This window comes from Leisingera sp. MMG026 (assembly GCF_021654205.1).
Lineage (GTDB): Bacteria > Pseudomonadota > Alphaproteobacteria > Rhodobacterales > Rhodobacteraceae > Leisingera.
On the sequence record NZ_JAKFZM010000062.1, the window covers coordinates 1 to 21,091 of the forward strand.

The window sequence follows — 21,091 nt, forward strand, 5'->3', positions numbered from 1 at the left end:
TGTCGCTAATCTTCGCGTTTTGAATGGCCGCTTTTGATTGAGAAAGCGCAACTCGCTCTGCTTCAAGAGACGAAAATCTGCATTGGGCCCCGACAAACAGGGATGGTTCTGTGCGACCACTGTCCCCTACTTTCTAGCCAGACAATCCGCCAACAGATCGAACACCAGTCGTATTCTGAGATTGGTCCTTAGTTCGCGGTGCGCGACGAGCCAGGTTTCTATCTCTATTGGTTCAAAGTCAGGGTAAGCGTCCTCCAGTTCCGGATGTGCCGCACCCACATCTATCGGCAGCACCCCGATTCCCAGCCCTGCGCGCATCAATTCCAGAGCCATGGTCACACTTGCGGTGGAGTAGTTGAAATTGGCTACAGTCAGATTGAGACCGCGCGAGGCCATCATTCCCAGCATGTGCTCGGGGTACTCAGCACCCACGAATTGCAGCTTTGCAATATCAGCCGGATTGGAAGGGCGGCCAACCGCCTCCAGGTAGTCTGACGACGCAAATAGATGTGCGGTCGTGTCCTTCAGACGTTTGGCAAAAAGGTTTTCATCCTGCGGGCGGGAGTGCCGGATCGCAATGTCCGCCTCTCGTCGTCGCAGGTCGCTTATCTCATTGGACGCGATAATCTCGATTTGAAGGTCTGGTGCCTGGGCCTGAAGCTTCTTGAGTATCTCCGGAAGATAGAAAGTCGCCATTCCATTGGTGCAGGCGATGGCCACATGCCCCGTCACTGCCTCGGACTGGCCGGTCGCCGCTATTGCGATACGGTTCGCAGCCTCGCCCATGCTCCGGAAATGCTCAAGCAATTGCGTCCCTGCCTGGGTCAACAGCAGCGCGCGTGATGTCCTCTCAAACAGTGTCACGCCCAACGAGTCTTCGAGCGCGGCGACCTGTCGGCTGAGCGTGGGTTGCGTCAGCCCAAGCGCCCGCGCGGCAGCAGACAGCGATCCCTCCTCAGCGGTGGCAAGAAATGCCCGCGCCTGGTTCCAGTCAAAAGCTGATCTTTGCCACTCCATGATTTGCGTATACCAGAACTACGGATATATGCAATTTTGTTGCCCCGCAGTGGTCGCTAGAAGGCTGTGAGCAAATCACGCGAGGAACTTTGTCCCAATGCACATCCGCACGCAGCCCGTTGATGCATCGATTGATCCAAAAGACCAATACACAATCCCCATGATCGCGCACCGGTTCGGGTCGTGGCAGATTGCGATCAGTCGGAAGCCAAGGGCCAAGGACGACCTGGCCAGACACTACGATGCTGCGTCACGCAATTGGCAACACATAACACGACGATACGGGCTTGCAGCGGCATACCGAAAATCGCTGGTCGCATCCGGCGTGGGGACAGCGCTTGGACAGATCGGTTCGCGGGCAGAGGTGTTGGATTGCGGAATCGGAACCGGCGCTCTTGCGATTGCACTGAGCAGCATTCTCACTGATCCTCCCAGAGTGCACGGCATTGATGTGTCGCCTGAGATGCTGGCCTTGTGTGCCGTTGAGATGCGACGGGCAGGTTTGACGCCGGATCTGCGCCGGGCAGATGTTCTTTCGATACCGTTTGCCGATGCGTCCTTTGACCTCGTGATGGCCGCGCATGTGATCGAGCATTTACCGGAACCTCAACATGCGCTGAGAGAAATGGTTCGTGTTCTCAAGCCAGGCGGCATGCTCTTTGTTTGCATGGTGCGGCGATCCGGCTTTGGCGCACTCGTCCAGATGCGGTGGCGGACCTGGGCGATATCGGAACCGCAGGGCATCGCTTGGCTGCAGGCATGCCATCTGGAAAACATCGGGTCCCAGCCTGTTCATCTGGGCTACTTCGCCGGCCAAGCCAGCACCGCATTCTGGGCGCGCCGCGCTGGCGAACCGGAGCAGGCTACTGAAATCGATCCCGCAATCACAAATCGGGAGTTGGTTTCTTGAAAGTTCTGCGAAAGTCTGAGTGGGCGATCCTACTCTTCATCGTTGCCTATTCGTTCTTACCAGCATTTGGTGGCTTGTTCCGCGTGCTCGAATTGGCGGGTGGCCCCGCCATCATTCCCGCAAATCAGCGGGCGTCGGCAATGCCCTTCCCAATCATCCTGCACATTCTTAGCAGCTTTCTGTTCCTTTTACTTGGCGCAACCCAGTTCCTGCCAAGCATCAGGCAGACGCATCCGACAGCCCACCGAGTTTTCGGTCGAATTGTTGCAGTGGCAGGGTGTCTTTCGGCAGGAAGTGGGATGTGGATGACGCACTTCTATGACTTTCCGGCTAGCCTTCAGGGAAGCTTGCTCTATTGGGTGCGGATCACTCTCGGCCTGCTGGTGATCGCATTCATCCTCTGGGCTGTTCTTTCAATCCGATCGTGCAATATCTTTCAGCATAGCGCTCTTATGTTGCGCGCCTATGCGATCGGCCAAGGTGCATCGACACAGGCGTTCATCGGCATTGGGTGGATGATCCTATATGGGACAGAAGCGACAGGGCCGCTACGGGATGCCCAATTGGTATCTGCCTGGGCAATTAACCTACTGATCGCTGAGGCCTTGATTTGGGCGACATTAGCACCAAAGCAGCCGGCCGCGGCACGTAACTTGCAAGAGAAGCCACTCAGAGTAGGGCACTAAGATGATCGGCTATGTGACAATTGGAACCAATAACCTGGACAGAGCGATCGAATTCTACGACGCATTGCTGGCGACCATCAGAATTCAGAGACTCTGGCGGCATGGGGACATGGCGGCGTGGGGGCCCTCGCGGAGCGAGACAGCGCTATGTTTGGCGCGCCCTTTTGACGGGCTGAAAGCGGGCACCGGCAATGGTGTCATGGTCGCACTCAAGGTCGAAAACGAACAGCAAGTCGGTGCCCTCCATTCCAAGGCCATCGAGCTTGGCGGCAGGAACGAAGGCAGCCCGGGACCACGCGGCGAGCACGGAGTTTACGCCAGTTACTTTCGCGACTTGGACGGAAACAAATTGAACGCCTACATCCCCGCGCAAGGCTAATTCTATTTTGATAAGCCGACGTTCATTGCTGGCGCAGCATTTTTGACTTTGGGCTCTTTTGGCATCTTCGCTGCCTACCGCATGAACGTTCGTTTTCTGGGTTTGGGTCAGAAATCTGACAAGAAGGTCAGCTTTGCTTGGCATTCGACAAAATCCTGTCAAACGTCAGGCAAAACTGACCCGATGATGACTGTTTTTTAAGGACAAATTGCCTGCACCTGCCAAGCATTTCCACCCCAATTGTCAAGCATTTCTGACCCAAGCCAAGCCGTTTTTCGCTGCAAACGCAGCCAAGGCGCCATCCTGTGTCCTCTTTGCGCAGGCAGCTGACGTTGCTGCTTCATGCAGTGGACGGCAGGTTCGAGCCCATAGCGGTCTTTATCGCGTGCCAACTCTTCGCAAGGGCAGCACGACGCGAGCCGCGCTAAGCGGCCATTGGAAGACCCGTCTAGGAAAGGCGGCTGACTGGAATTTCCGACCAATCGCCGTAGCTGCAATAGACGCGACAAGGAACGGCTGTCTCAGGCCCGGCGAGCGGGAAGCTGACACTCTACAACGCGCTATACGCTACTAGCCTTCAAGTAGAAATCAGTCTTCTAAGCGTAGAGGGATGCGCGAAGAGCTCTCAATACCATCTTCGCGAGGATTGCTTTGATGATTAGGTCTTTGCGGTTAAAATTTTGGTTTGTAAAGAAAAATGGAAAAGTTGCAGCCCCGCATTGTGCAGTTTTTGCGAGTGGCAGAGACAATGTCACCTGCCACTCACCTTTCTTCTTACTCAGGCATGATAGCGCCGATCTCGTACATTCCGTTGTTGTTCTTGAGCAGCATCAGCGTGACCAAAGCACCGTCTGATATGTCACCCATCATTTGAACATTTGAGGCTAGAGTGAGATCCATTGTCATTGCAGGCCAACCGATTTCAGGGATCGGCTCGTGGCTGACGTTTGCAGAGTTTTCGTCAATCGAATTGATGGTCGCCTTTGTATGAACAGCACCTTCCATTTGAGCATCGCTCATCCCCATGTTGGAATGGTCCATAGTGCTATGGCTCGTCTGAGCGGAAGCGATTGGTGCAGCCAAAAGCGAGGCGGCAAGGGTTACAGCAAGTTTTTTCATTGAATTGTCCTCTTGGGGTGATTTCACATTTCTGACTATTCTGCCGGTACTGGTGATGCCTCTCGGCCGGGTTCCTGCAGCAGGGTTCGGTTGACCCGGGTAAGAGCCAATCGCTTCCAGATCACAAAGATTGAAGGAATGACGAAAAGGGTTAGCAGCGTGGCAGTCGCCATCCCGCCTACCATCGGGGCTGCAATGCGCTGCATGATCTCCGAACCGGTGCCTTGGCCATACATGATCGGAATTAGACCGGCGAAGATTGTCGCCACCGTCATCACTTTGGGGCGTACTCGTAGAAGTGCGCCTTCGAATACCACCTCTTCGACATCATCGGTTGTCAATTTGCGCTGTGCCTCAGCCGCGAGGTTTTTTCGCTTTTCCCAAGCTAGATTGAGATACAGCAGCATAACAATCGCGGTTTCAACCGCGACACCGGCCAGCGCAATGAACCCCACCAGAACAGCGACAGAGATGTCGAAGCTTAAGTACCACAGGAACCAGACACCTCCTGCGAGGGCAACCGGCAAGGCAGCAAGGATGATCCCAACCTCGATTACTCGATTGAAGGCCAAAAATAACATCAGTGTGATGATAAGCAGCGTGGCCGGTGCTACCAGCTTCAGCCGCTCCTGCATGCGCTCAATGTACTCGTACTGACCGGACCATGTGATCGAGTAGCCAGGCGGCAATTCCACTTCGTCGACGACCAGTTGACGGGCTTCGGTTACGTAGCCTCCCAGATCCCGGCCCGCGATGTCGATGAAGACAAAACCAGTGCGGCGTGCGTTTTCAGACCGGATCATACCGGGCCCATCCACCACTTTAACCTCTGCTAGGTTGCCAAAGGGGATATGCGCACCGGACGGTGTGACCACCGGAAGGTCGCGCAGGCGTTCGGGACTGTTTCGCCACTCCTGGGGGTAGCGAAGGTTTATTGGAAACCGCTCGAGGCCTTCCACGGATTCCGACACCTGCATCCCGCCGATGGCGGTCTGAACGACATCCTGCACTTCACGCACGCTCATCATATAGCGCGCAGCGGCATCGCGGTTGACGTCGATCTCCACAAAGCGTCCTCCAACTGGCCGCTCTGCATAGGCTGATGCCGTGCCGTCGATACCTGCAACCACGCGCTCGATATCGACACCAATCTGCTCGATGACGCTCAAATCAGCGCCGGAGATTTTGACGCCGACGGGTGTCTTGATCCCTGTGGCAAGCATGTCGATGCGGTTCTTAATCGGCTGAATCCAGACGTTGGTCACACCAGGAATTTGCACGGCGCGGTCGAGCTCGCCGCGTATGCCTTCCATCGTCATGCCCTCGCGCCATTCGGATTCAGGTTTCAGCTGAATCGTCGTCTCGATCATTGTGAGCGGAGCGGGATCCGTGGCGGTATCGGCGCGTCCAAGCTTACCATGCACCGTCGCGACCTCAGGGACCGTAGCAATCAGCCGGTCAGATTGCTGCAGCACTTCGCGTGCCTTGCCGATGGAAGCACCGGGATACAGTGTCGGCATGTAGAGGAAATCGCCCTCGTTCAGCTCTGGCATGAACTCGGTTCCGATACGCTGCAGCGGCCACCACATGGAAGCGACGAGCACACCGGCAAGCAACGTCGTGGCCCAGGGCCACGCGACAGCAGCATCCAGAAAGGGTCGATAGATCCAGATCACGATACGGTTCAGAGGGTTCTTGTGCTCCGAAAGAATCCGGCCGCGCACAAAGTATCCCATCAGAACTGGTACCAGCGTGATGGAAAGGATCGCCGCCGCTGCCATTGCGTAGGTCTTTGTGAAGGCCAGCGGCTTGAAAAGCCGCCCTTCCTGGCTTTCCAGAACAAAGACCGGCAAGAAGCTCACGGTGATGATTGCCAGGGAAAAGAAAAGTGCTGGCCCTACTTCGGTTGCGCATTCGGTGACGAGGCGCCAGCGGTTCTGATTGGTCAGCTTTTCCTTCTCTAGCCTTCGATGCATGGCTTCGATCATGACGATGGCCGCATCCACCATCGCGCCGATGGCGATGGCAATCCCGCCCAAACTCATGATGTTGGCATTCACCCCCTGCAGCTTCATGATGATGAAGGCTGCAAAGATGCCGAGAGGCAGTGACAGAAGGATCACCAGGGACGAGCGAATGTGCAGCAAGAAGGCTGCACAGACCAGAATGACAACGATAAATTCTTCGGTCAGCTTTGTTTCGAGATTCTCGATTGCACGCTCGATAACGCCCGCGCGGTTGTAGGTCGTGACAAGCTCAACGCCTTCAGGCAGGTTTGCCCGCAACTCTTCGATACGCGCCTCAACAGCCTTGATCGTGGCCAGGGCGTTCCCGCCCCACCGCAGGATGACGACACCGCCAACGGCATCGCCTTCGCCGTTAAACTCCCCGACGCCGCGCCGCATTTCCGGCCCAAGGCGGATGTCTGCCACGTCGCCAACTGTCAGTGCTGCACCGCGTTCGTTGACCATAAGCGGTGCTTTGGCCAGGTCCGCCAGTTCATCAACATAACCAGTAGAGCGGATCATGAATTCCGCCTCGCCCATTTCGATCACAGAACCGCCGGTCTCGCGGTTGGCGTTTTGAATGGCACTGCGGATTTGCGGCAGGGTGACGTCAAAGGCTCGCAGTTTGTTCGGGTCCACAACGACCTGATACTGTTTGACCATCCCGCCTATGGTTGCGACCTCGGACACACCATCGACGGTTTGCAGCTCATACTTTAGAAACCAATCTTGGAGTGTCCGCAGCTGGGCCAGGTCGTGCCCGCCTGTCCGGTCAATAAGCGTATATTGGTAGATCCAGCCGACACCGGTTGCATCCGGCCCGAGCTGGGGCGAAACCCCTTCTGGAAGGTTCGCAGTAATCTGACCCAGATATTCGAGAACGCGGGTGCGAGCCCAGTAAAGGTCCGTGCCGTCCTCAAAAACGACATAGACGTAGCTGTCGCCGAAAAAGGAAAACCCCCTCACGTCACTGGCTCCGGGCACAGAAAGCATGGCAGTGGCAATGGGGTAAGTGACCTGATCTTCAACGACCTGGGGGGCTTGCCCGGCATAAGGCGTGCGGACAATGACCTGAACATCCGACAAGTCGGGAATAGCATCTACGGGAGTTTCGCGGACCGCCCAGACACCGATCACGCCCATCATGACTGCAAGTGCTAGAACTACGAAGCGATTTGCAACAGAAGCCCGTATTACAGAAGCGATCATTGAGTCACCTCAACCGGCTTTGTGCCTACCAGGGTCATTGAGAAGTCTGCATTCTGGGTGAAAAGCAGAGTCACTTCTTGTCCATCCGGCAATCCAGTTAAGTCGAGGGCTGGATCAATCGAGAAGTCCATGGTCATTCCCGGCATGCCAATCTGCGTCACTGGACCGTGGGTGATGTTCACCGTCCGCGTTGCGGAGTCGACACTATTGATCTTGCCCAACACCTCCATCGGCGGTGAGACCGTTTCCACCCCGGTGAGCACCAGGGTCATGCCGTCCGGCCGCGCAAAGGTCAGCGCCAATTCTTTGCCGACCGGAAGGCTGGTAATCTCCAGCTCTTCACCCACTTGGAAATTCATGGTCATGTCTGGCATGCCAATTTCCATGATAGGGCCGTGAGTTATCGTGACCATGCGGGTTTCCGCGTCGACCTGGTCAATGGTTCCTGAAACGAGAACCTCTGAAGCTCCCTCGGAGGTGTTTGGCTCATTGGTCTCTGGAGGTGTGTCTGCAATGGGCTGGAAGCCTGCAGCCCGGACAGCGGTAATGGTGAACATCCCGTCATCACTTTTTGAGAGATCGAACTCGACTGGCACATCCAGGGGTACTTCGGCAGTGTCTAGGCCTGCCACTGGCATATCCATTTGCATTGCAGGCCAGCCGAGTTCCGGAATAGGTTCATGTGAGAGCGACAGCTTTCCGTCCGTTGTCACGCCACTCACAATGCCGGTGCCTGTGGCAGCAACACTGTCGTCTGGACCAAGCTCAATGAGCCCGAGCAGGCCATCTGCTCCACGAGACAGCCGAAACGACACCTGTTGACCTTCAGCCAAACGCGAAAGAGAAACATCAGCCCGGATCGGGAAACTAGACGTCATTTCCGGCCAGTCGAGGCTGTCCAGGGCTCCGTGCCGGATCTGTGCGGTCCGGGCCTCAGGATCCAGCGCAGCCAGCTCGCCTGACCCACGTGCAGGGGCCTCGTCAGTCGGCGCCATGCGCATGAGCCCGGCGCTCAGTGCGCTTTCGCTGTCGATCAGGAATTGGGCCGAGGCAACAACCTCTTCCCCCGGCGCCAGCCCTTGTGCGACTTCTGTCCGCCCGCCGCCGCCGAAATTGTCACGCAGCCCCGCGGTGATGAGACGGGGTTTGAAAGTGCCGTCGCCGGTTTTCAGTATCACCCGTTCTGCGGCGCCGGTTCGGATAACAGCCTCGGTCGGGACCGTGAGCGCCATGCGGTTTTCTGACGGGATCAGGCTGACCGTGCCGAACATGTTCGGGCGTAGCAGCATGTCGGAGTTGTCAAATTGCAAGCGAACGGGAAGAGTCCGGGTTACTGCGTCAAGTTCAGGGTAGATGTAGTCAACTGAACCTTTGAAAACACGGCCGGGCAGATGCTCGAAACGCGCTTCAGCAAGCATATTGTCAGTCAGCTTTGCAATGTCGCGCTCAAAAACATCGACAATTAGCCAAACGGTTGAAAGCTCTGTCAGCGATGCAGCGCGTGTACCGGGCTGCAGAAACATTCCGTCCGCAGCCTCAAGTGAAATCACAACGCCGTCCTGAGGAGCCTCGACTTCAATGTTGCGCTCGGGAATGCCGCTGGTTGCAATACGCTCGATTTGCCTGTCAGACATGCCGTGACTGCGTAGTTTGTTACGGGCAGCATCAATGATCTGAGGGTTTCCCGCCTCAATGGCGCGAACCAGATCACCGGCTGACGAGCCGATCTGAGGAGAGAACATCTCAAACAAGACATCGCCCTTTTGAACGGGGTCTCCAACAGCGCGCACATTCAGCATTTCGATCCAACCGTCCACGCGAGTGTGAACATGGCTTGTCCGGTGCTCGTCATAGCCGACGAAACCAACGGTTTCGATCTTGCCGGAAACCTCGGACATGCGTGAAATCGCGGTACGGACGCCAATGGCGTTAATCTCTGCCGCAGATAGCTGCACTTCTGCAGGATCGCCGGAAGGCTCTTGGCCTGCATATACAGGGACAAGATCCATGCCCATGGGGGACTTACCCGGCCCCGGTTGCCGGAATTTCGGATCCATCGGTGCAACCCAATACAAGATTTCGGCCTCGTTTGCCCCGGTCATTGACGACGGGTTGAGGAAAAGTCTTTCGAGAGAGATGCCTCCAGCAACCCCTGCAGCAAGCGCAAGAATACCGAGAGCTAAATAGCGTCCACGCATGGAAAACCTCGTTTTGGCTTGCGACATGCAAGCCTTGTCTGATCAGAAACAGATGGCGCACTCGATTGAGCGCCAAGCGGATTCAATCAGATTGAACGGGGAGGACGATCATGCGGGAGCTCTGACCTGGAAAATACTCCAGCCGAGCTCGCTATCACGAGTTGAACAGATACCAGGCGGCGCTCAACAGACAGAATTGGTGCTGCGTTGAATTCATGAAAACAGCAGACAGCCACTGAACAAGTGGCATTCCGTTCTTCACCAAGGGTTTCACAGTCGCCATTTTGATGGTGCCCGTGCTGCATTCGTTTTGCCACTTTGTGCAAAGTGCAATTCTCGTGCTGTGCGTCAGAAACAGCTAGGGTGGTTTTTGCGGGAGGCGATGCGTGAGCAGAAATTGCTGCAAGCGTGTTCAGGAAAACCACAGCAACAAGGATGGTTGACGCAACGGTGCGTATCAACCGACCAAAGTCACTCCTGAACCCAGTAACTGCCATAGCGTGGCACATAATGAAAATTTTCTTCGGCGCAACCCCTCCCCGTGCGAAATGAAGGCCTCCAGGTTCCTTAGTTCTGAGCTGATAATACTGGAGTAATTCATTGGGCGCGTTGTCTCCCAAGCCTAGGCAATCGCTTCCCTGCGCATCATCTAGGCTCTCTTCAGCAGTTCGTCTTCTTAGAAACACTGATGATCGCTCTCTGCTCAGAAAGGCCGCAAAGGTACTGAACGTTTTGTGGCGAACTGACGAAAGCGCACCCGGTTCGCAAATGTATCAAAACGTATCCTTGAGTTGGAGACCCGCACTGGCTAGCTAGATAGAGCGAAGGCAAACGGAGCTGTTTTGATGCGCTCAAAAGCGGGGAAATTGTGGATATCGTTGACGCTGGTATTGTTGCTGGCGCTGTCCGCGCTTTTCGCGCCCCTGACTGCAGAAGTAGACAATCGGGCTGAAGCTGTTCCTGTTGCCCAGCATGAAACGGCAGACGGGCACAGCCATTCCAGCCCTGGCCTATGCCACAAGGCTGCGGCCTGTGAGGTGCCGGTTGCACTGCAGCCCTGTCAGCAAGTTTCCATCACCGAAAAAGCAGGAAAGCTGGCGGTCGCCCTGAATGATTCCGGCTTGGCTTCTGTGGCGCCTGAAGCGCACCTTCCACCTCCCAAAACGTGATCCCAAGCACCTGAGCCCACTACTTGCCATTCCCTTCGCTTGAGAACTGCAGAAGCGTGCAATTGCACCGTTCTATGAGTGAATGCTGCTTCGGGTGATCCTAGCGAGTAAGAAGCTGCGCTTGCGGATGCCTGCAGGGGCCAACTGATCAACATCTCAACAGACCAAAGGACTGACGATGCCACCCATCGCACCTTGGCGCGCGGCCGTTGCCGGCGCCGCCCTTGCCCTGTCCGCGGCTGCCGCCGCCCAGGCCGCGACCTATGACATCACCGTGGACAAGATCCGCATTAACGCCGGGGACTTCCGCAAGTCTGGTGTCGGCTACAACAACAGCCAGCCCCCGACCATCCTGCGCTTTAGGGAAGGCGAGGAGGTTACGTTGAACGTGACCAACAACCTGCGCGAAGACACCTCGATTCACTGGCACGGGCTGATCCTGCCGTTTGACCAGGACGGGGTGCCGAAGATCAGCTTCGACGGCATCAAGCCGGGCGAGACCTTCACCTATAAATTTCCGATCGTGCAGGCGGGCACTTATTGGTTCCACAGCCATTCCGGGTTCCAGGAGCCGGACGGGGCCTATGGCGCCATCGTTATCGAGCCGAAACGCGGCGAAACGGTGCGGGCGGACCGCGACTATATAGTGCAGCTGACTGACACACATCCGCACCGCGGCAAGCGGATCATGCGGAACCTCAAAATGTCGGCGGATTACTACAACCGCTCGCAGCGCACGCTGCAGGACTTGATCCAGGATTCCGGCAGCATGGGGCTGAAAGCGGCGCTGGAAGACCGCAAGATGTGGGGCCGGATGCGAATGATGCCGACCGACATTGAGGACGTTCAGGGCTTTGCTCCGATGATCAATGGCCAGAGCACCGCGCAGAACTGGACTGGCCTGTTTAAGCCAGGCGAGAAAGTCCGGCTGCGGTTGATCAACTCGTCTGCGATGGCCTATTTCGATGTGCGGATTCCCGGTCTGAAAATGACCGTGGTGCAGGCAGACGGCAATGACGTGAAGCCAGTCGCAGTGGATGAGCTCCGTATCGCGGTGGCTGAGACCTATGACGTGATTGTACAGCCCCGGGAAAACCGGCCCTACAGCATTGTCGCGGAATCCATGGGCCGCACCGCGATGGTGCGCGGCACCCTGGCGCCGCGCGAGGGGCTGGTCGGACCGGTCCCCGAAATGCGCCCCAAGCCGCGGCTAACTATGGCCGATATGGCCGGCATGATGGGTGACATGGGCATGGAAGGCCATGTGATGCGCAGCGACACCGGCATGTCGGACAGTGTCATGATGATGCCGGGCATGGATCACAGCCAGCACGAGATGCCGGCCGCCTCTGACAGCCCGTCCATGGCCGGAATGGACCATGGCCAGCACAACATGGCTGCGCCGACCAAAGCTGAACCGATGGCTGAAATGGACCATAGCCAGCACAATATGAGCGGGGCCAAGAAATCCAAAGGCGGCGCAATGGCCGGGATGAACCACGACGGGCATCAAAGGATGATGGCTGGCGAACAGGAAGGCTTTTACGCGGCGGGCAGCGGGCTGACTCCCAGCGCGGCAAACGGTGGAAAATTCCTGTCCTATGAAGATCTCAGCGCCCGCCGGCCGTTCTATAGGGACCGTCCGGCGACACGGGAGATCGAGCTGCGCCTCACTGGCAACATGGAGCGCTACATCTGGTCGATCAACGGCAAGAAGCTGTCCGAGGCCGAGCCGCTGCGGCTGAAGTACGGCGAACGGGTCCGGTTCAAATTCGTCAATGAAACCATGATGGCCCACCCGATGCACCTGCACGGCATGTGGACGATTCTGGATACCGGCAAAGGCCGCAGGGATCCCATCAAGCACACCGTCAGCATCGCGCCAGGCACCACCGTCTACACCGAAACCGAAGTCGATGCGACTGGCCAGTGGGCCTTCCACTGCCACCTCTCCTACCACGCCGACGCGGGCATGTTCCGCAAAGTAATCGTCGAAGGCGGCCCGGCTTGACCCTGCAAGATCAGAAAGAGACGCAAACATGAGCAAAACACGCAACGCGGCCTTTGCCGCGGCCGGCGCGGCGGCACTTTGGTCCGCCCCTGCCGGAGCAGAGCAGCAGATCTACGGCTTTCAGGCAGAGCAGCTGGAATACCGGAAAAGCGACGGCGCGGACACGTTCGTCTGGGATTTCGACGCCCTGATCGGCAACGATGAGCTGAAGCTTGTCTGGCGCAGTGAAGGCGAGCGGATTCAGGGCGCAGGCGGGTTCGAGGCCCTGGAAAACCAACTGCGGCTGCAGTTCCCGGTTTCCACCTTCTTTGATGCGGTGGCCGGGGTGCAAGCCAGCATGCCGGAAGGTCTTCCGGACCGCTACAATGCGGTTCTGGGCCTCAAAGGGCTGGCGCCGCAGTGGTTCGAAATCGACGCCGACCTGTACCTCTCGGACAACTCATTCTTCCGGTTCGAGGGCGAGTATGAGGCTGCGCTGACCAACCGCCTGATCCTGACTCCGAACCTCGAGCTGACAGTGCCGCTGCAGGATGATCCAGCCTACGATCAAGCGGCTGGCGGCGCCACGGTCGAAGCCGGGCTTCGGCTGAGCTACGACCTGATCGACCGGGCGGTCTCTCCCTACATCGGCGTCAACTACGAGGAATCCTTTGGCGGCACAGCGGATCTGCTGCGCGCCAGCGATGAAGAGAACGGCGTGTTCTCAGTCGTCTTCGGGACCAGACTAATGTTCTGAAGCTACTACGCCCGGCCGGGTCAGCCTGGCCTGGCTCAAACCCTTCCCGCCACTGTTTCGGCGGCAGAAGGGCAACTCCCCTTCTCTAGATCAAGGAGATACCAATGAAGAAGCTTTTCCTTTCCGCGGCGCTGGCCGCCCTGGCCAGCCCCCCTGTTCTGGCCGGTGTATCAGGCCACGGCGACGGCCATGGCGCCCATGGCAGCCATGGCGAACAGATGGCGGCCGGCATGCCGGGGAACCGCAGCAAGGTCAACCGCACAGTGAAAGTGATTATGAAGGAAACCGACGACGGCGAGATGATCTTCACGCCCTCTGCCATGGAGTTCAAGCAGGGCGAAACCATCCGCTTTATGGTGGTAAATAAAGGCGAACTGGACCACGAATTCGTCCTGGACACGCCGGAGCGCAACGCCATGCACAAGCAGGCCATGTCGGAGCAGATGGAAATGCACAACACGCCGAACGCCGTCACCCTGGCCCCCGGCAAGCGCGGCGAAATCATCTGGAACTTCAGCAATGGCGGAACATTCGAATTCGCCTGCCTGATCCCGGGCCACTATGAATCCGGCATGTACGGCCAGGTTGCAGTCCAATGATCTGCTGAGTGCCGCTGCCTACCCCCTCAGGCAGCAGCACCGCGGCGCGGCAGCTCCAATGGGGCTGCCGCATTTCCCTCTATCTCAGCAGACTTACTTCAATGCCGCCCGAGCACAGGTTCCCGCACTACCATTCTTTTGCCCATGAGACCGCGAATTGGCTGGGCTTCAGCTACGGTGAAACCTCTCCGGAATGGGTGCATCCGGCGATGCATCTCGTATTGCTGCTGGCCCCGGCTCTGCTGGCAATCTCCGCGGCTACGCTGCTTGGCCGGGCGCTCCATCTGCGGCTTGCGCGTTCCTTCGCTAGCCTGGTGCCTCCTACGGCCGTGTCCGTCGCCGGTCTTGACCGGAACCTAGTTACCCACATTGTCCAGACCACGCGCCGGCATCAGTTTTCCCTGCTGCTTCTGAGCCTGTCTTTATTGCCTGTGTTGTATCTATCGTTGGAACTGCCCAAGCAGATAGTGAACAACGTATTGAGCAAATCGCACGCACCGCTGAGCCTGTTGGGATTTGACCTGACTGCTACACAGCATCTGGCAGTTCTGAGCGGTGTTTTTCTGCTGGCAATCACGCTGAACGGTGTCGGGAAGTACCTGCTGAATGTGCTGAAAGGGCGGCTTGCCGAACGCTGTCTCAGACGTCTCCGGCTGCTCATCTATTGTCGTTGGCGCAAACAAGCCGGTCACCTGCGAAAAAGCGAGCTTCCGCAAATTTTGGGGCAGGAAGCAGAGCCGATTGGCGGCTTTGCAGCGGATCTGGTTGCGCTTCCGGTGACCCAGGGCGGAACGTTGCTTACCATCCTGCTGTTCATGTTCATTCAGGATCCGATCCTTGGTGCTGCAGCGCTGACTATTCTGCCGCTGCAACTGTTTCTGCTGCCCTTTCTGCAGCGGATCTTGAACCGGCTGAGCCGGGAACGTATTCAAGAGATGCGGAGACTCACCCGCGGTCTAACGGAACAGCTGAACCCGGCGCAGGACCGCCCCAGAGATGTGCTGCTTACAATGGCCTCGTTGCGGCAGTTGGAGGCGATCCGCAGGCGGATCCACCGAGTGAAGTTCTTTGCCAAGGCGTTGAACAATTTCCTGACCGCGCTGACGCCGTTCCTCTTCTATTCGCTAGGCGGGTACTTTGTGCTTGAGGAACGCATCACTCTGGGCGCTTTGATCGCGGTATTGGCGGCGCATAAGGATTTCTCAGCTCCGCTCAAAGAGCTGTTCCGCTTTTACCAGCAGCTCGAAGATACCCGGATACGCTACAAGGAGATCCTGGGGTTTCTGTTGGAACAGCAGCAAGCGGATTTAAAGCCGGCAGTGAAAAGCTGACATCCAGCAGCGCTGCTGCCCAGCCTTCTGGCGGAAGAAGCCATGCAAACAAGTCCGTCCGATCTCAGTGGATCCCGTTTGCGCGTTGCAGCTCTCGCACGTAGCGTGTCACCAGGTTGACTTCGCCATCAGTCACCCCGGGCACTGGCGGCATGTTTCCGAACCGCCAGTGATGTGCTCGAACGCCGTTTTTGGCAGCCAGCAGGAATGTGGTATCGGAGTGGTGGCTTGGCTCATAGATCTTGTGAACTAGCGGTGGGGCAACCCCTTCCTGACCAGCGGCGTTTTCGCCATGGCAGGATGCGCATTTGGCCTCAAAGATGTGTTTTCCGATCTGCGCGTTTTCAGAAAGGGTCTCGGGCAGCTTCACCTCAACAATAGCTACGCCCTCCAATATGGCTTCCGCTGCTCCCGGCTTCTGCTCTGTTGGTCGGGAAACGCCCCACATGGCAAATCCGCCGACGGCAATCACTGCTATTGCAAGTAAAAGGCCCGTTCTGTTCATGTCTTCCCCATCCAATTGTCAAAGTCGCCACCGTTGCGGGAGCTGTCCTGGCGGCCATTAGGTTTGCGGCCTTCCAGAGCAGGAAGATCAACGCCTGTACGGCCCGTGATTTGTATCGGAATGTATCCGAATTTGTCCGGTCTCACTGCCCAAGCGGCAGCTTCAGCACGGCGCAGAGACCGCCCTCTGGCTGGTTGCGCAATGTGAGGCTGCCGCCATGCGCGCGCAGGATGGTGCGGGCAATCGACAACCCCAGCCCGTGTCCGCCGGTTTCAAGCGAGCGAGAGTCTTCCAATCGCGTGAAGGGGTCGAATACACGCTCCAAGTCAATTTCCGGAATACCCGGTCCTGGGTCCGACACAGTGATTACGGCGGCGCCGTCCTGTAATCGATATTCAACCTGCGCCGCGCCGCCATACCTCAGCGCGTTTTCAATCACATTGCGCAGAGCCCTGCGCATGGCGTTCAGCCGCAGGCAGATCTGGACGGGATCCCCAGGCAGCAGTTCAAAACCGTTCAGCATGTCGTTTCGTAAAGCCTGGAGAAAACTGCCCAGCTCGCAGTCTTCAGGCTTCTCTGCGTCCGCCAGACCACGGGCAAAGGAGAGTGTTGTTTCGACCATGCTCTGCATCTCCCCGATAAGGGATATCATGCTACTGCGGGTTTCATCGTCTTCCACAAACTCTGCCCGCACCCGCATGGCTGTCAGCGGCGAGCGCAGGTCGTGGCCTAAGGCGGCAAGCATCCGGGTGCGCTCGGCAACCAGGCTGGTTATTCGATGCTGCATCCTGTTGAACGCATGAATGAGCTCTTGTATCTCCTGAGGCCCATCTACGGGAAGCGGTTCAGTAGCTTCCTCCCCCCCCAGGTTTTCAGCCGCTGAGGAAAGCATGCGCAGGGGAGCCGTGACACGGGTCAGCACAAACAGAAAAATTGCAGCCAGGATGAAGCCTGTGCTGAGGGCAAAGGTGATCGTCGGCTGCAAAGACCATTGCAGCGGTGGCCGCTCGAACAATGTGGCTGCGTTCAGCCATTGGCCATCGCTCAGCGCAATTGACAGGTTCAATTCAATTGCCAGCATCTGGCCGCGCATCATTTCCCGATGGATCTCAGCCATCTCTGGTTCCAGATAGGGAAGTGGCAGTCCAGCACTATCAGTCTCGTGCAGTTCAGCCCGGACCTCCCGGTTGGTGTCTCCGCCCAGAAGCGCGCGAACCCGCGCCTCCGCAGCACCATCAGTGTCATGTGAAGTGTGCGTTACGGCCGGGCTGCCGCTAAGTTCGAAACGCACCAGGGGAGAATTGGCAGCCCGGAGTATCGAGGGATGGAGGGACGGGGGAGCTTCTTCAATCAGCCTTGCGACATTGGCTGCCCTGCCGGCGGCTTCGGTGCTCATCGCAGCCCGGATCGCTAAGCTGCGTTCCCCAGACAAGAAAAACAGGCTTACGCCTTGTGCGGCAGCCAGCGCCAGCACGACCAAAAGCACTAACTGCGACCGCAATCTGCGCGGAATAAAACTCATTGATCCAGAACCTCAATATCTACGGACAGGCAGTATCCGCCGTTGCGAACCGTAGTAATCAGGCGCGGGCGCAAGGGATCACTCTCTATCTTGCGGCGGAGGCGGCTGATCTGATTGTCAATTGTCCGATCCATTGGCGCCGCTGCACGGCCAGCGGTCAGATCCATCAACTGATCGCGGCTCAGTACCAGGCGGTTTCGCTCTAGCAGCGCGACTAGCAGCTTGAATTCGGAGCCGGTCAACGCCGTTTCTTGTCCTGCGCTGTCGAGGATCACCCGCCTGTCGCTATCCAAAACCCATTGCCCGAACTTCACACGTTTTCCTGCCAAGCGGCCTGCGGGTGGTTCTTCCTTTGCTGTACGGCGCAGGATGGCCCGGATGCGGGCCAACAGCTCGCGCGGGTTAAAGGGTTTGGCCAAGTAGTCGTCTGCACCGGTTTCCAGCCCGGTGATCCGGTCGTGCTCCTCGCTCAAGGCGGTCAACAGCAGTACAGGCAATTGCCCTTCTTGAGATAAGCGTTTGCAAACGGACAGCCCGTCCTCACCTGGCATCATCACATCCAGAACAACCAGATCGAAGCTTCCGGAGGTGAGCATCGCATCCATTTCTTTGGCGTCTTTGGCGGCGGAGGACCGCAGGCCGTTTTTCTCCAGGTAACGTGTGACCGCTGACCGGATTTCACGGTGATCGTCGACCACCAGAATATGGGGGGTGTTGCTCATACTTGTTTGAAATATACGAACACTGCAGCAAGGTTCGAGAGAGATTTGTCGCGAAGTGTATCAGAGGCAGCTTCGCTTGCTTCTCTGTTTGCGCAGTAATGAAAACACATAGCAGCGAGCGAGCAGTGTGAGGTTACCTGACTTGCAGAAGAGCTTTCTTGCTTATCTGCGAGTGCATTAACTTAAGGACCCACATGAACGAGCCGTATTGTCCGGCAGAGTGAATTGCGACGGTCGGCCGCTTGACCCGGATGGGTAGGAAAGGCATCGTTGTCTGTGTCCGTGAACTTAGCCACGAAAACGGGATAAACTGAGCAGTGCGCCTCTTTACCAGACTGGAAATTGGGTATTTGCTGCTGGCTGCGGGTCTACTCGTCGCAGTTATCTTCCTGTCTGCAAGCCAGGCCAATGCACACGGGGCTGGCGGCGGAGCGCATATCGCTGTCACTGTTCAGGACATTGATCAAGAACAGGCGGGCAGTGGCCATACTGAACACTGTCATGGCAGTTCGCTCTGTGGTGGTTTTGCTGTTCTCATAGGCAATTGCCTTTCAATGCGGCCAAGCATGCAGATCTCTCGTCATGATATGCCGCTGGCCCTATTGAGGCCGTTTACGATCACTGGCTTTGATCCGCCGCCTCCCCGTTACCTTTCCTGAACACTGATCCTGCGCCTTCAAAGCGCAATCTCAAACTATTTCAGGAAAACAAGATGACACTTTCCAAACTGGTTTCCGGCGCCGCATTGGCGTCGCTCATTGCTGTAGCTGCTCATGCCCACAGCGGTGCAACAGGCATCGTAAAGGAACGGATGGATGGCATGGGAGTTATGAAAGACAGCATGAAAGTGCTGGCTCCGATGATGCAGGGGAAAACAGCCTATGATGCAGCGGCAGTTAGAAGAGAAGCTGAAAAAATAGGAGCCCATGCAGGTGAGGTCCTGACGACGCTCTTTCCGGAGAGTTCAAATGGGCATCCATCTGAAGCCAAGGCTGAGATATGGACCGATTGGAAAGGTTTTATCGATCTCGCGGAAAGATTGCAGACCTATTCTGATGGCCTGGCCTCGGCGGCGGAGAACGGGTTGATGATGTCAGAAACCCAAGGGACAGGCATGATGTCCAACGGCACAATGATGGGATCATCTCATATGGGTTCAGGAAGCATGATGGGCGGCAGCATGATGGGCGGCGGCGCAATGATGGGCGGCAGTCCAAGTGCCGAGGCCCTGTCCCAGATGCCTGCCGACGGCGTGTTCATGATGCTGAGCCAAACCTGCTCTGCCTGCCATACCCGTTTCCGTGAGGAGTGAGGCTGGGTCATGAAGCGCATATTACGTTTTGCCCTTGGCACCGCAGTTACGGCGTCGGCAGCCCTGGCCGCAGTGGTCGCTTGGCCTATCGGCGTGCCGCTGAGCGAGCTTAACCTCGAGGGAGATGTGAACCGCGGAGCCTATCTGGCCAGAGCATCTGGCTGTATCGCTTGCCACACCGACTTTTCTAGCGGCGGAGCATCTTTGGCGGGTGGGGTAAAGCTCGATACTCCATTCGGTACTCTGTATTCGCCCAATCTCACATCGGACAGCGAACATGGACTCGGCAGCTGGACGGTTGAAGAGTTTGCACAGGCTGTCCGCCAAGGTGTTTCCCCTGACGGACAGCCCTATTATCCGGCCTTCACCTACCCGTTCTACGGGAACTTCACGGATCAGGATATTGCTGATCTCTGGGCTGCTTTTGAGACAGTTCCGGCTGTGGCCGAGCCGTCGAGGCAGCAAGAGATGGAGTTTCCGTTCGACCAAAGATGGGGGCTGAAACTGTGGCGAGCGGTGTTTCTTGAGCCTCCAAGAACTGAGCCCGTTCCCGGGAACAGTGAAGTTTGGAATCGCGGGCGGCTTCTGGTGGAGGGTGCCGCACATTGTGCCGCGTGTCACACGGGGCGGAACTTAGTCGGAGCCCGGAAAACAGACACAGAGCACTTCAAGGGCAACAATACACTGCCAGGGGGTGGGAAAGCTCCGGCCATCGATTACTTGTCTCTCCGGAAACGCGGCTGGACCGTCGACAGTTTAGCATACGCACTGCGCAGTGGCATCATGCCGGATGGCGATGCATTCGGCGGAACGATGGGAGAAGTCGTTCTCTATGGAACTGCCTTTCTGACAGAGAACGACCGTAAGGCTATGGCGACCTATCTTCTGGATGATCATTCCGGTGATTGAAGATTTCGCAGAAAAGCACGCCCGGCACTGAAAAGAAGGATGGCATGAACCTCAATCGTCGGCAGGCCGCAGGTATGAAGACTTGGTTGGACATTACATGATAACAATTTTCGCCATAAAGAAGACCGCCCTAGCTGGAGTTTTTGCTATCTTGGTTGGGGTTGGTTCAGCTCACGCGCAGACGCAACCGGCCAACGCTGACCCTTCAACGGGTGAAGAGCTTTATGCTGAACACTGCGCCAGTTGCCACGGCGTGAATCTTGAAGGGCAAGACGATTGGCAGTCCCTCTGATAGAGATGGCGTGCTTCGGGCGCCACCGCATGACCGCACAGGTCATACTTGGCACCACGATGATGCTGTGCTGTTTACCTATACTAAATTTTGGGGGGAAAGCCGCGCTCTTAAACATGGGGGTAACGGGAGTCATCAGTGGAATGCCGGGATTTGAGGACAGGCTTTCCGATCAAGATGTTTGGGACATTCTAGCTTTCATAAAGTCAACTTGGCCGGAGCGCCTACAGGAGGCCCAGAAGCAACGCACGCTAATGACACAACCCCAAGGAAACTAATGTGAGACTGATTTTCATGTGGTTACTGACAGCCGTTGTTTCACTGTAGGCAAACTGCGCGGCGGTGCCATCATGAAGCAAGATGGCAGTTCAGGGCCGCCCGTGTCGGCCAGAACCAATTGGCTTTGATTGACAGCGGGGTGTCGGTTCCGGCGGATTAACCCAATTTAGTCATCGCTTG

General features: G+C 57.0%; 20 protein-coding genes. 13 read left to right on the plus strand and 7 right to left on the minus strand.

Translation table 11 applies throughout. The annotated features are described in order from the left end of the window. Positions 1-126 precede the first annotated feature (126 nt). Positions 127-1,017 carry a LysR family transcriptional regulator gene (locus tag L1069_RS21505; RefSeq protein WP_129372239.1) on the minus strand — a complete coding sequence of 297 codons (891 nt, stop codon included), beginning with the start codon at positions 1,015-1,017 and terminating at the stop codon, positions 127-129. A 97-nt stretch (positions 1,018-1,114) separates the two neighbouring features. Here L1069_RS21505 and L1069_RS21510 point away from each other — a divergent pair, with 97 nt between their 5' ends. From L1069_RS21510 to L1069_RS21520, 3 genes are read left to right on the plus strand one after another with little or no spacing between them, the layout of a single operon-like run. Then, the gene (locus L1069_RS21510; RefSeq protein ID WP_129372240.1) at positions 1,115-1,927 is read left to right on the plus strand and encodes a class I SAM-dependent methyltransferase; all 813 of its coding nucleotides are present in this window, start codon (positions 1,115-1,117) and stop codon (positions 1,925-1,927) included. Next, positions 1,924-2,613 (plus strand): DUF2306 domain-containing protein, encoded by a 690-nt coding sequence (locus L1069_RS21515; protein WP_237456988.1) that lies wholly within the window; start codon positions 1,924-1,926, stop codon positions 2,611-2,613. The genes L1069_RS21510 and L1069_RS21515 overlap by 4 nt, the downstream gene beginning before the upstream one ends. 1 nt (position 2,614) lies before the next feature. Further along, positions 2,615-2,992 (plus strand): VOC family protein, encoded by a 378-nt coding sequence (locus tag L1069_RS21520; protein ID WP_129372242.1) that lies wholly within the window; start codon positions 2,615-2,617, stop codon positions 2,990-2,992. A 774-nt stretch (positions 2,993-3,766) separates the two neighbouring features. On the opposite strand, the gene L1069_RS21525 is transcribed toward L1069_RS21520, so the two are convergent. The 3 genes from L1069_RS21525 to L1069_RS21535 are packed head-to-tail and all read right to left on the minus strand — an operon-like array spanning position 3,767 to position 9,524. Next, on the minus strand, positions 3,767-4,111 hold the full coding sequence (locus tag L1069_RS21525) for a copper-binding protein (protein ID WP_164982698.1): 345 nt from the start codon (positions 4,109-4,111) through the stop codon (positions 3,767-3,769). Positions 4,112-4,146: 35 nt separating this feature from the next. Beyond that, a complete protein-coding gene (locus tag L1069_RS21530) occupies positions 4,147-7,326 on the minus strand; it encodes a CusA/CzcA family heavy metal efflux RND transporter (RefSeq protein ID WP_237456989.1) in 3,180 nt (1,059 codons plus the stop codon). Next, positions 7,323-9,524, minus strand: coding sequence for an efflux RND transporter periplasmic adaptor subunit (locus tag L1069_RS21535; RefSeq protein ID WP_164982699.1), 2,202 nt, complete (start codon positions 9,522-9,524; stop codon positions 7,323-7,325). Before L1069_RS21535 ends, L1069_RS21530 begins: the two co-directional genes overlap by 4 nt. Positions 9,525-10,369: 845 nt before the next feature. Between L1069_RS21535 and L1069_RS21540 the strand changes: the two genes are divergently transcribed. From L1069_RS21540 to L1069_RS21560, 5 genes are all read left to right on the plus strand, one after another. Then, positions 10,370-10,693 (plus strand): hypothetical protein, encoded by a 324-nt coding sequence (locus tag L1069_RS21540; RefSeq protein ID WP_237456990.1) that lies wholly within the window; start codon positions 10,370-10,372, stop codon positions 10,691-10,693. A gap of 178 nt (positions 10,694-10,871) precedes the next feature. After that, positions 10,872-12,704, plus strand: coding sequence for a copper resistance system multicopper oxidase (locus L1069_RS21545; RefSeq protein ID WP_237456991.1), 1,833 nt, complete (start codon positions 10,872-10,874; stop codon positions 12,702-12,704). 28 nt (positions 12,705-12,732) lie between these two features. Further along, positions 12,733-13,440 carry a copper resistance protein B gene (locus L1069_RS21550; RefSeq protein ID WP_237456992.1) on the plus strand — a complete coding sequence of 236 codons (708 nt, stop codon included), beginning with the start codon at positions 12,733-12,735 and terminating at the stop codon, positions 13,438-13,440. A gap of 104 nt (positions 13,441-13,544) precedes the next feature. Continuing rightward, the gene (locus L1069_RS21555) at positions 13,545-14,039 is read left to right on the plus strand and encodes a cupredoxin family protein (protein ID WP_237456993.1); all 495 of its coding nucleotides are present in this window, start codon (positions 13,545-13,547) and stop codon (positions 14,037-14,039) included. A 221-nt stretch (positions 14,040-14,260) separates the two neighbouring features. Further along, positions 14,261-15,370 carry an ABC transporter transmembrane domain-containing protein gene (locus L1069_RS21560; protein ID WP_237456994.1) on the plus strand — a complete coding sequence of 370 codons (1,110 nt, stop codon included), beginning with the start codon at positions 14,261-14,263 and terminating at the stop codon, positions 15,368-15,370. Between the two features lie 64 nt (positions 15,371-15,434). Here the strand turns inward: L1069_RS21560 and L1069_RS21565 are convergent, their stop codons facing one another. The 3 genes from L1069_RS21565 to L1069_RS21575 form a co-directional block, all read right to left on the minus strand. After that, positions 15,435-15,875 (minus strand): cytochrome c, encoded by a 441-nt coding sequence (locus tag L1069_RS21565; RefSeq protein ID WP_129370099.1) that lies wholly within the window; start codon positions 15,873-15,875, stop codon positions 15,435-15,437. A 142-nt stretch (positions 15,876-16,017) separates the two neighbouring features. Next, entirely contained in the window at positions 16,018-16,992 is a 975-nt protein-coding gene (locus L1069_RS21570) for an ATP-binding protein (protein ID WP_237456995.1), read from the minus strand. Positions 16,993-17,393: 401 nt separating this feature from the next. Then, complete coding sequence (locus tag L1069_RS21575; RefSeq protein WP_237456996.1) at positions 17,394-18,119, minus strand: response regulator; 726 nt, start codon at positions 18,117-18,119, stop codon at positions 17,394-17,396. A gap of 317 nt (positions 18,120-18,436) precedes the next feature. Between L1069_RS21575 and L1069_RS21580 the strand changes: the two genes are divergently transcribed. The 5 genes from L1069_RS21580 to L1069_RS24340 all read left to right on the plus strand — a co-directional run bounded on the left by L1069_RS21580 (position 18,437) and on the right by L1069_RS24340 (position 20,910). Next, on the plus strand, positions 18,437-18,778 hold the full coding sequence (locus tag L1069_RS21580) for a hypothetical protein (protein WP_129370102.1): 342 nt from the start codon (positions 18,437-18,439) through the stop codon (positions 18,776-18,778). A 53-nt stretch (positions 18,779-18,831) separates the two neighbouring features. Continuing rightward, positions 18,832-19,431, plus strand: a complete 600-nt coding sequence (locus L1069_RS21585; protein ID WP_237456997.1) for a cytochrome c — start codon at positions 18,832-18,834, stop codon at positions 19,429-19,431. A gap of 9 nt (positions 19,432-19,440) precedes the next feature. After that, the gene (locus L1069_RS21590) at positions 19,441-20,340 is read left to right on the plus strand and encodes a cytochrome c (protein ID WP_237456998.1); all 900 of its coding nucleotides are present in this window, start codon (positions 19,441-19,443) and stop codon (positions 20,338-20,340) included. Between the two features lie 97 nt (positions 20,341-20,437). Beyond that, positions 20,438-20,632, plus strand: coding sequence for a c-type cytochrome (locus tag L1069_RS24335; protein WP_343328081.1), 195 nt, complete (start codon positions 20,438-20,440; stop codon positions 20,630-20,632). A gap of 143 nt (positions 20,633-20,775) precedes the next feature. Then, entirely contained in the window at positions 20,776-20,910 is a 135-nt protein-coding gene (locus L1069_RS24340) for a hypothetical protein (RefSeq protein WP_343328082.1), read from the plus strand. Positions 20,911-21,091 lie beyond the last annotated feature (181 nt).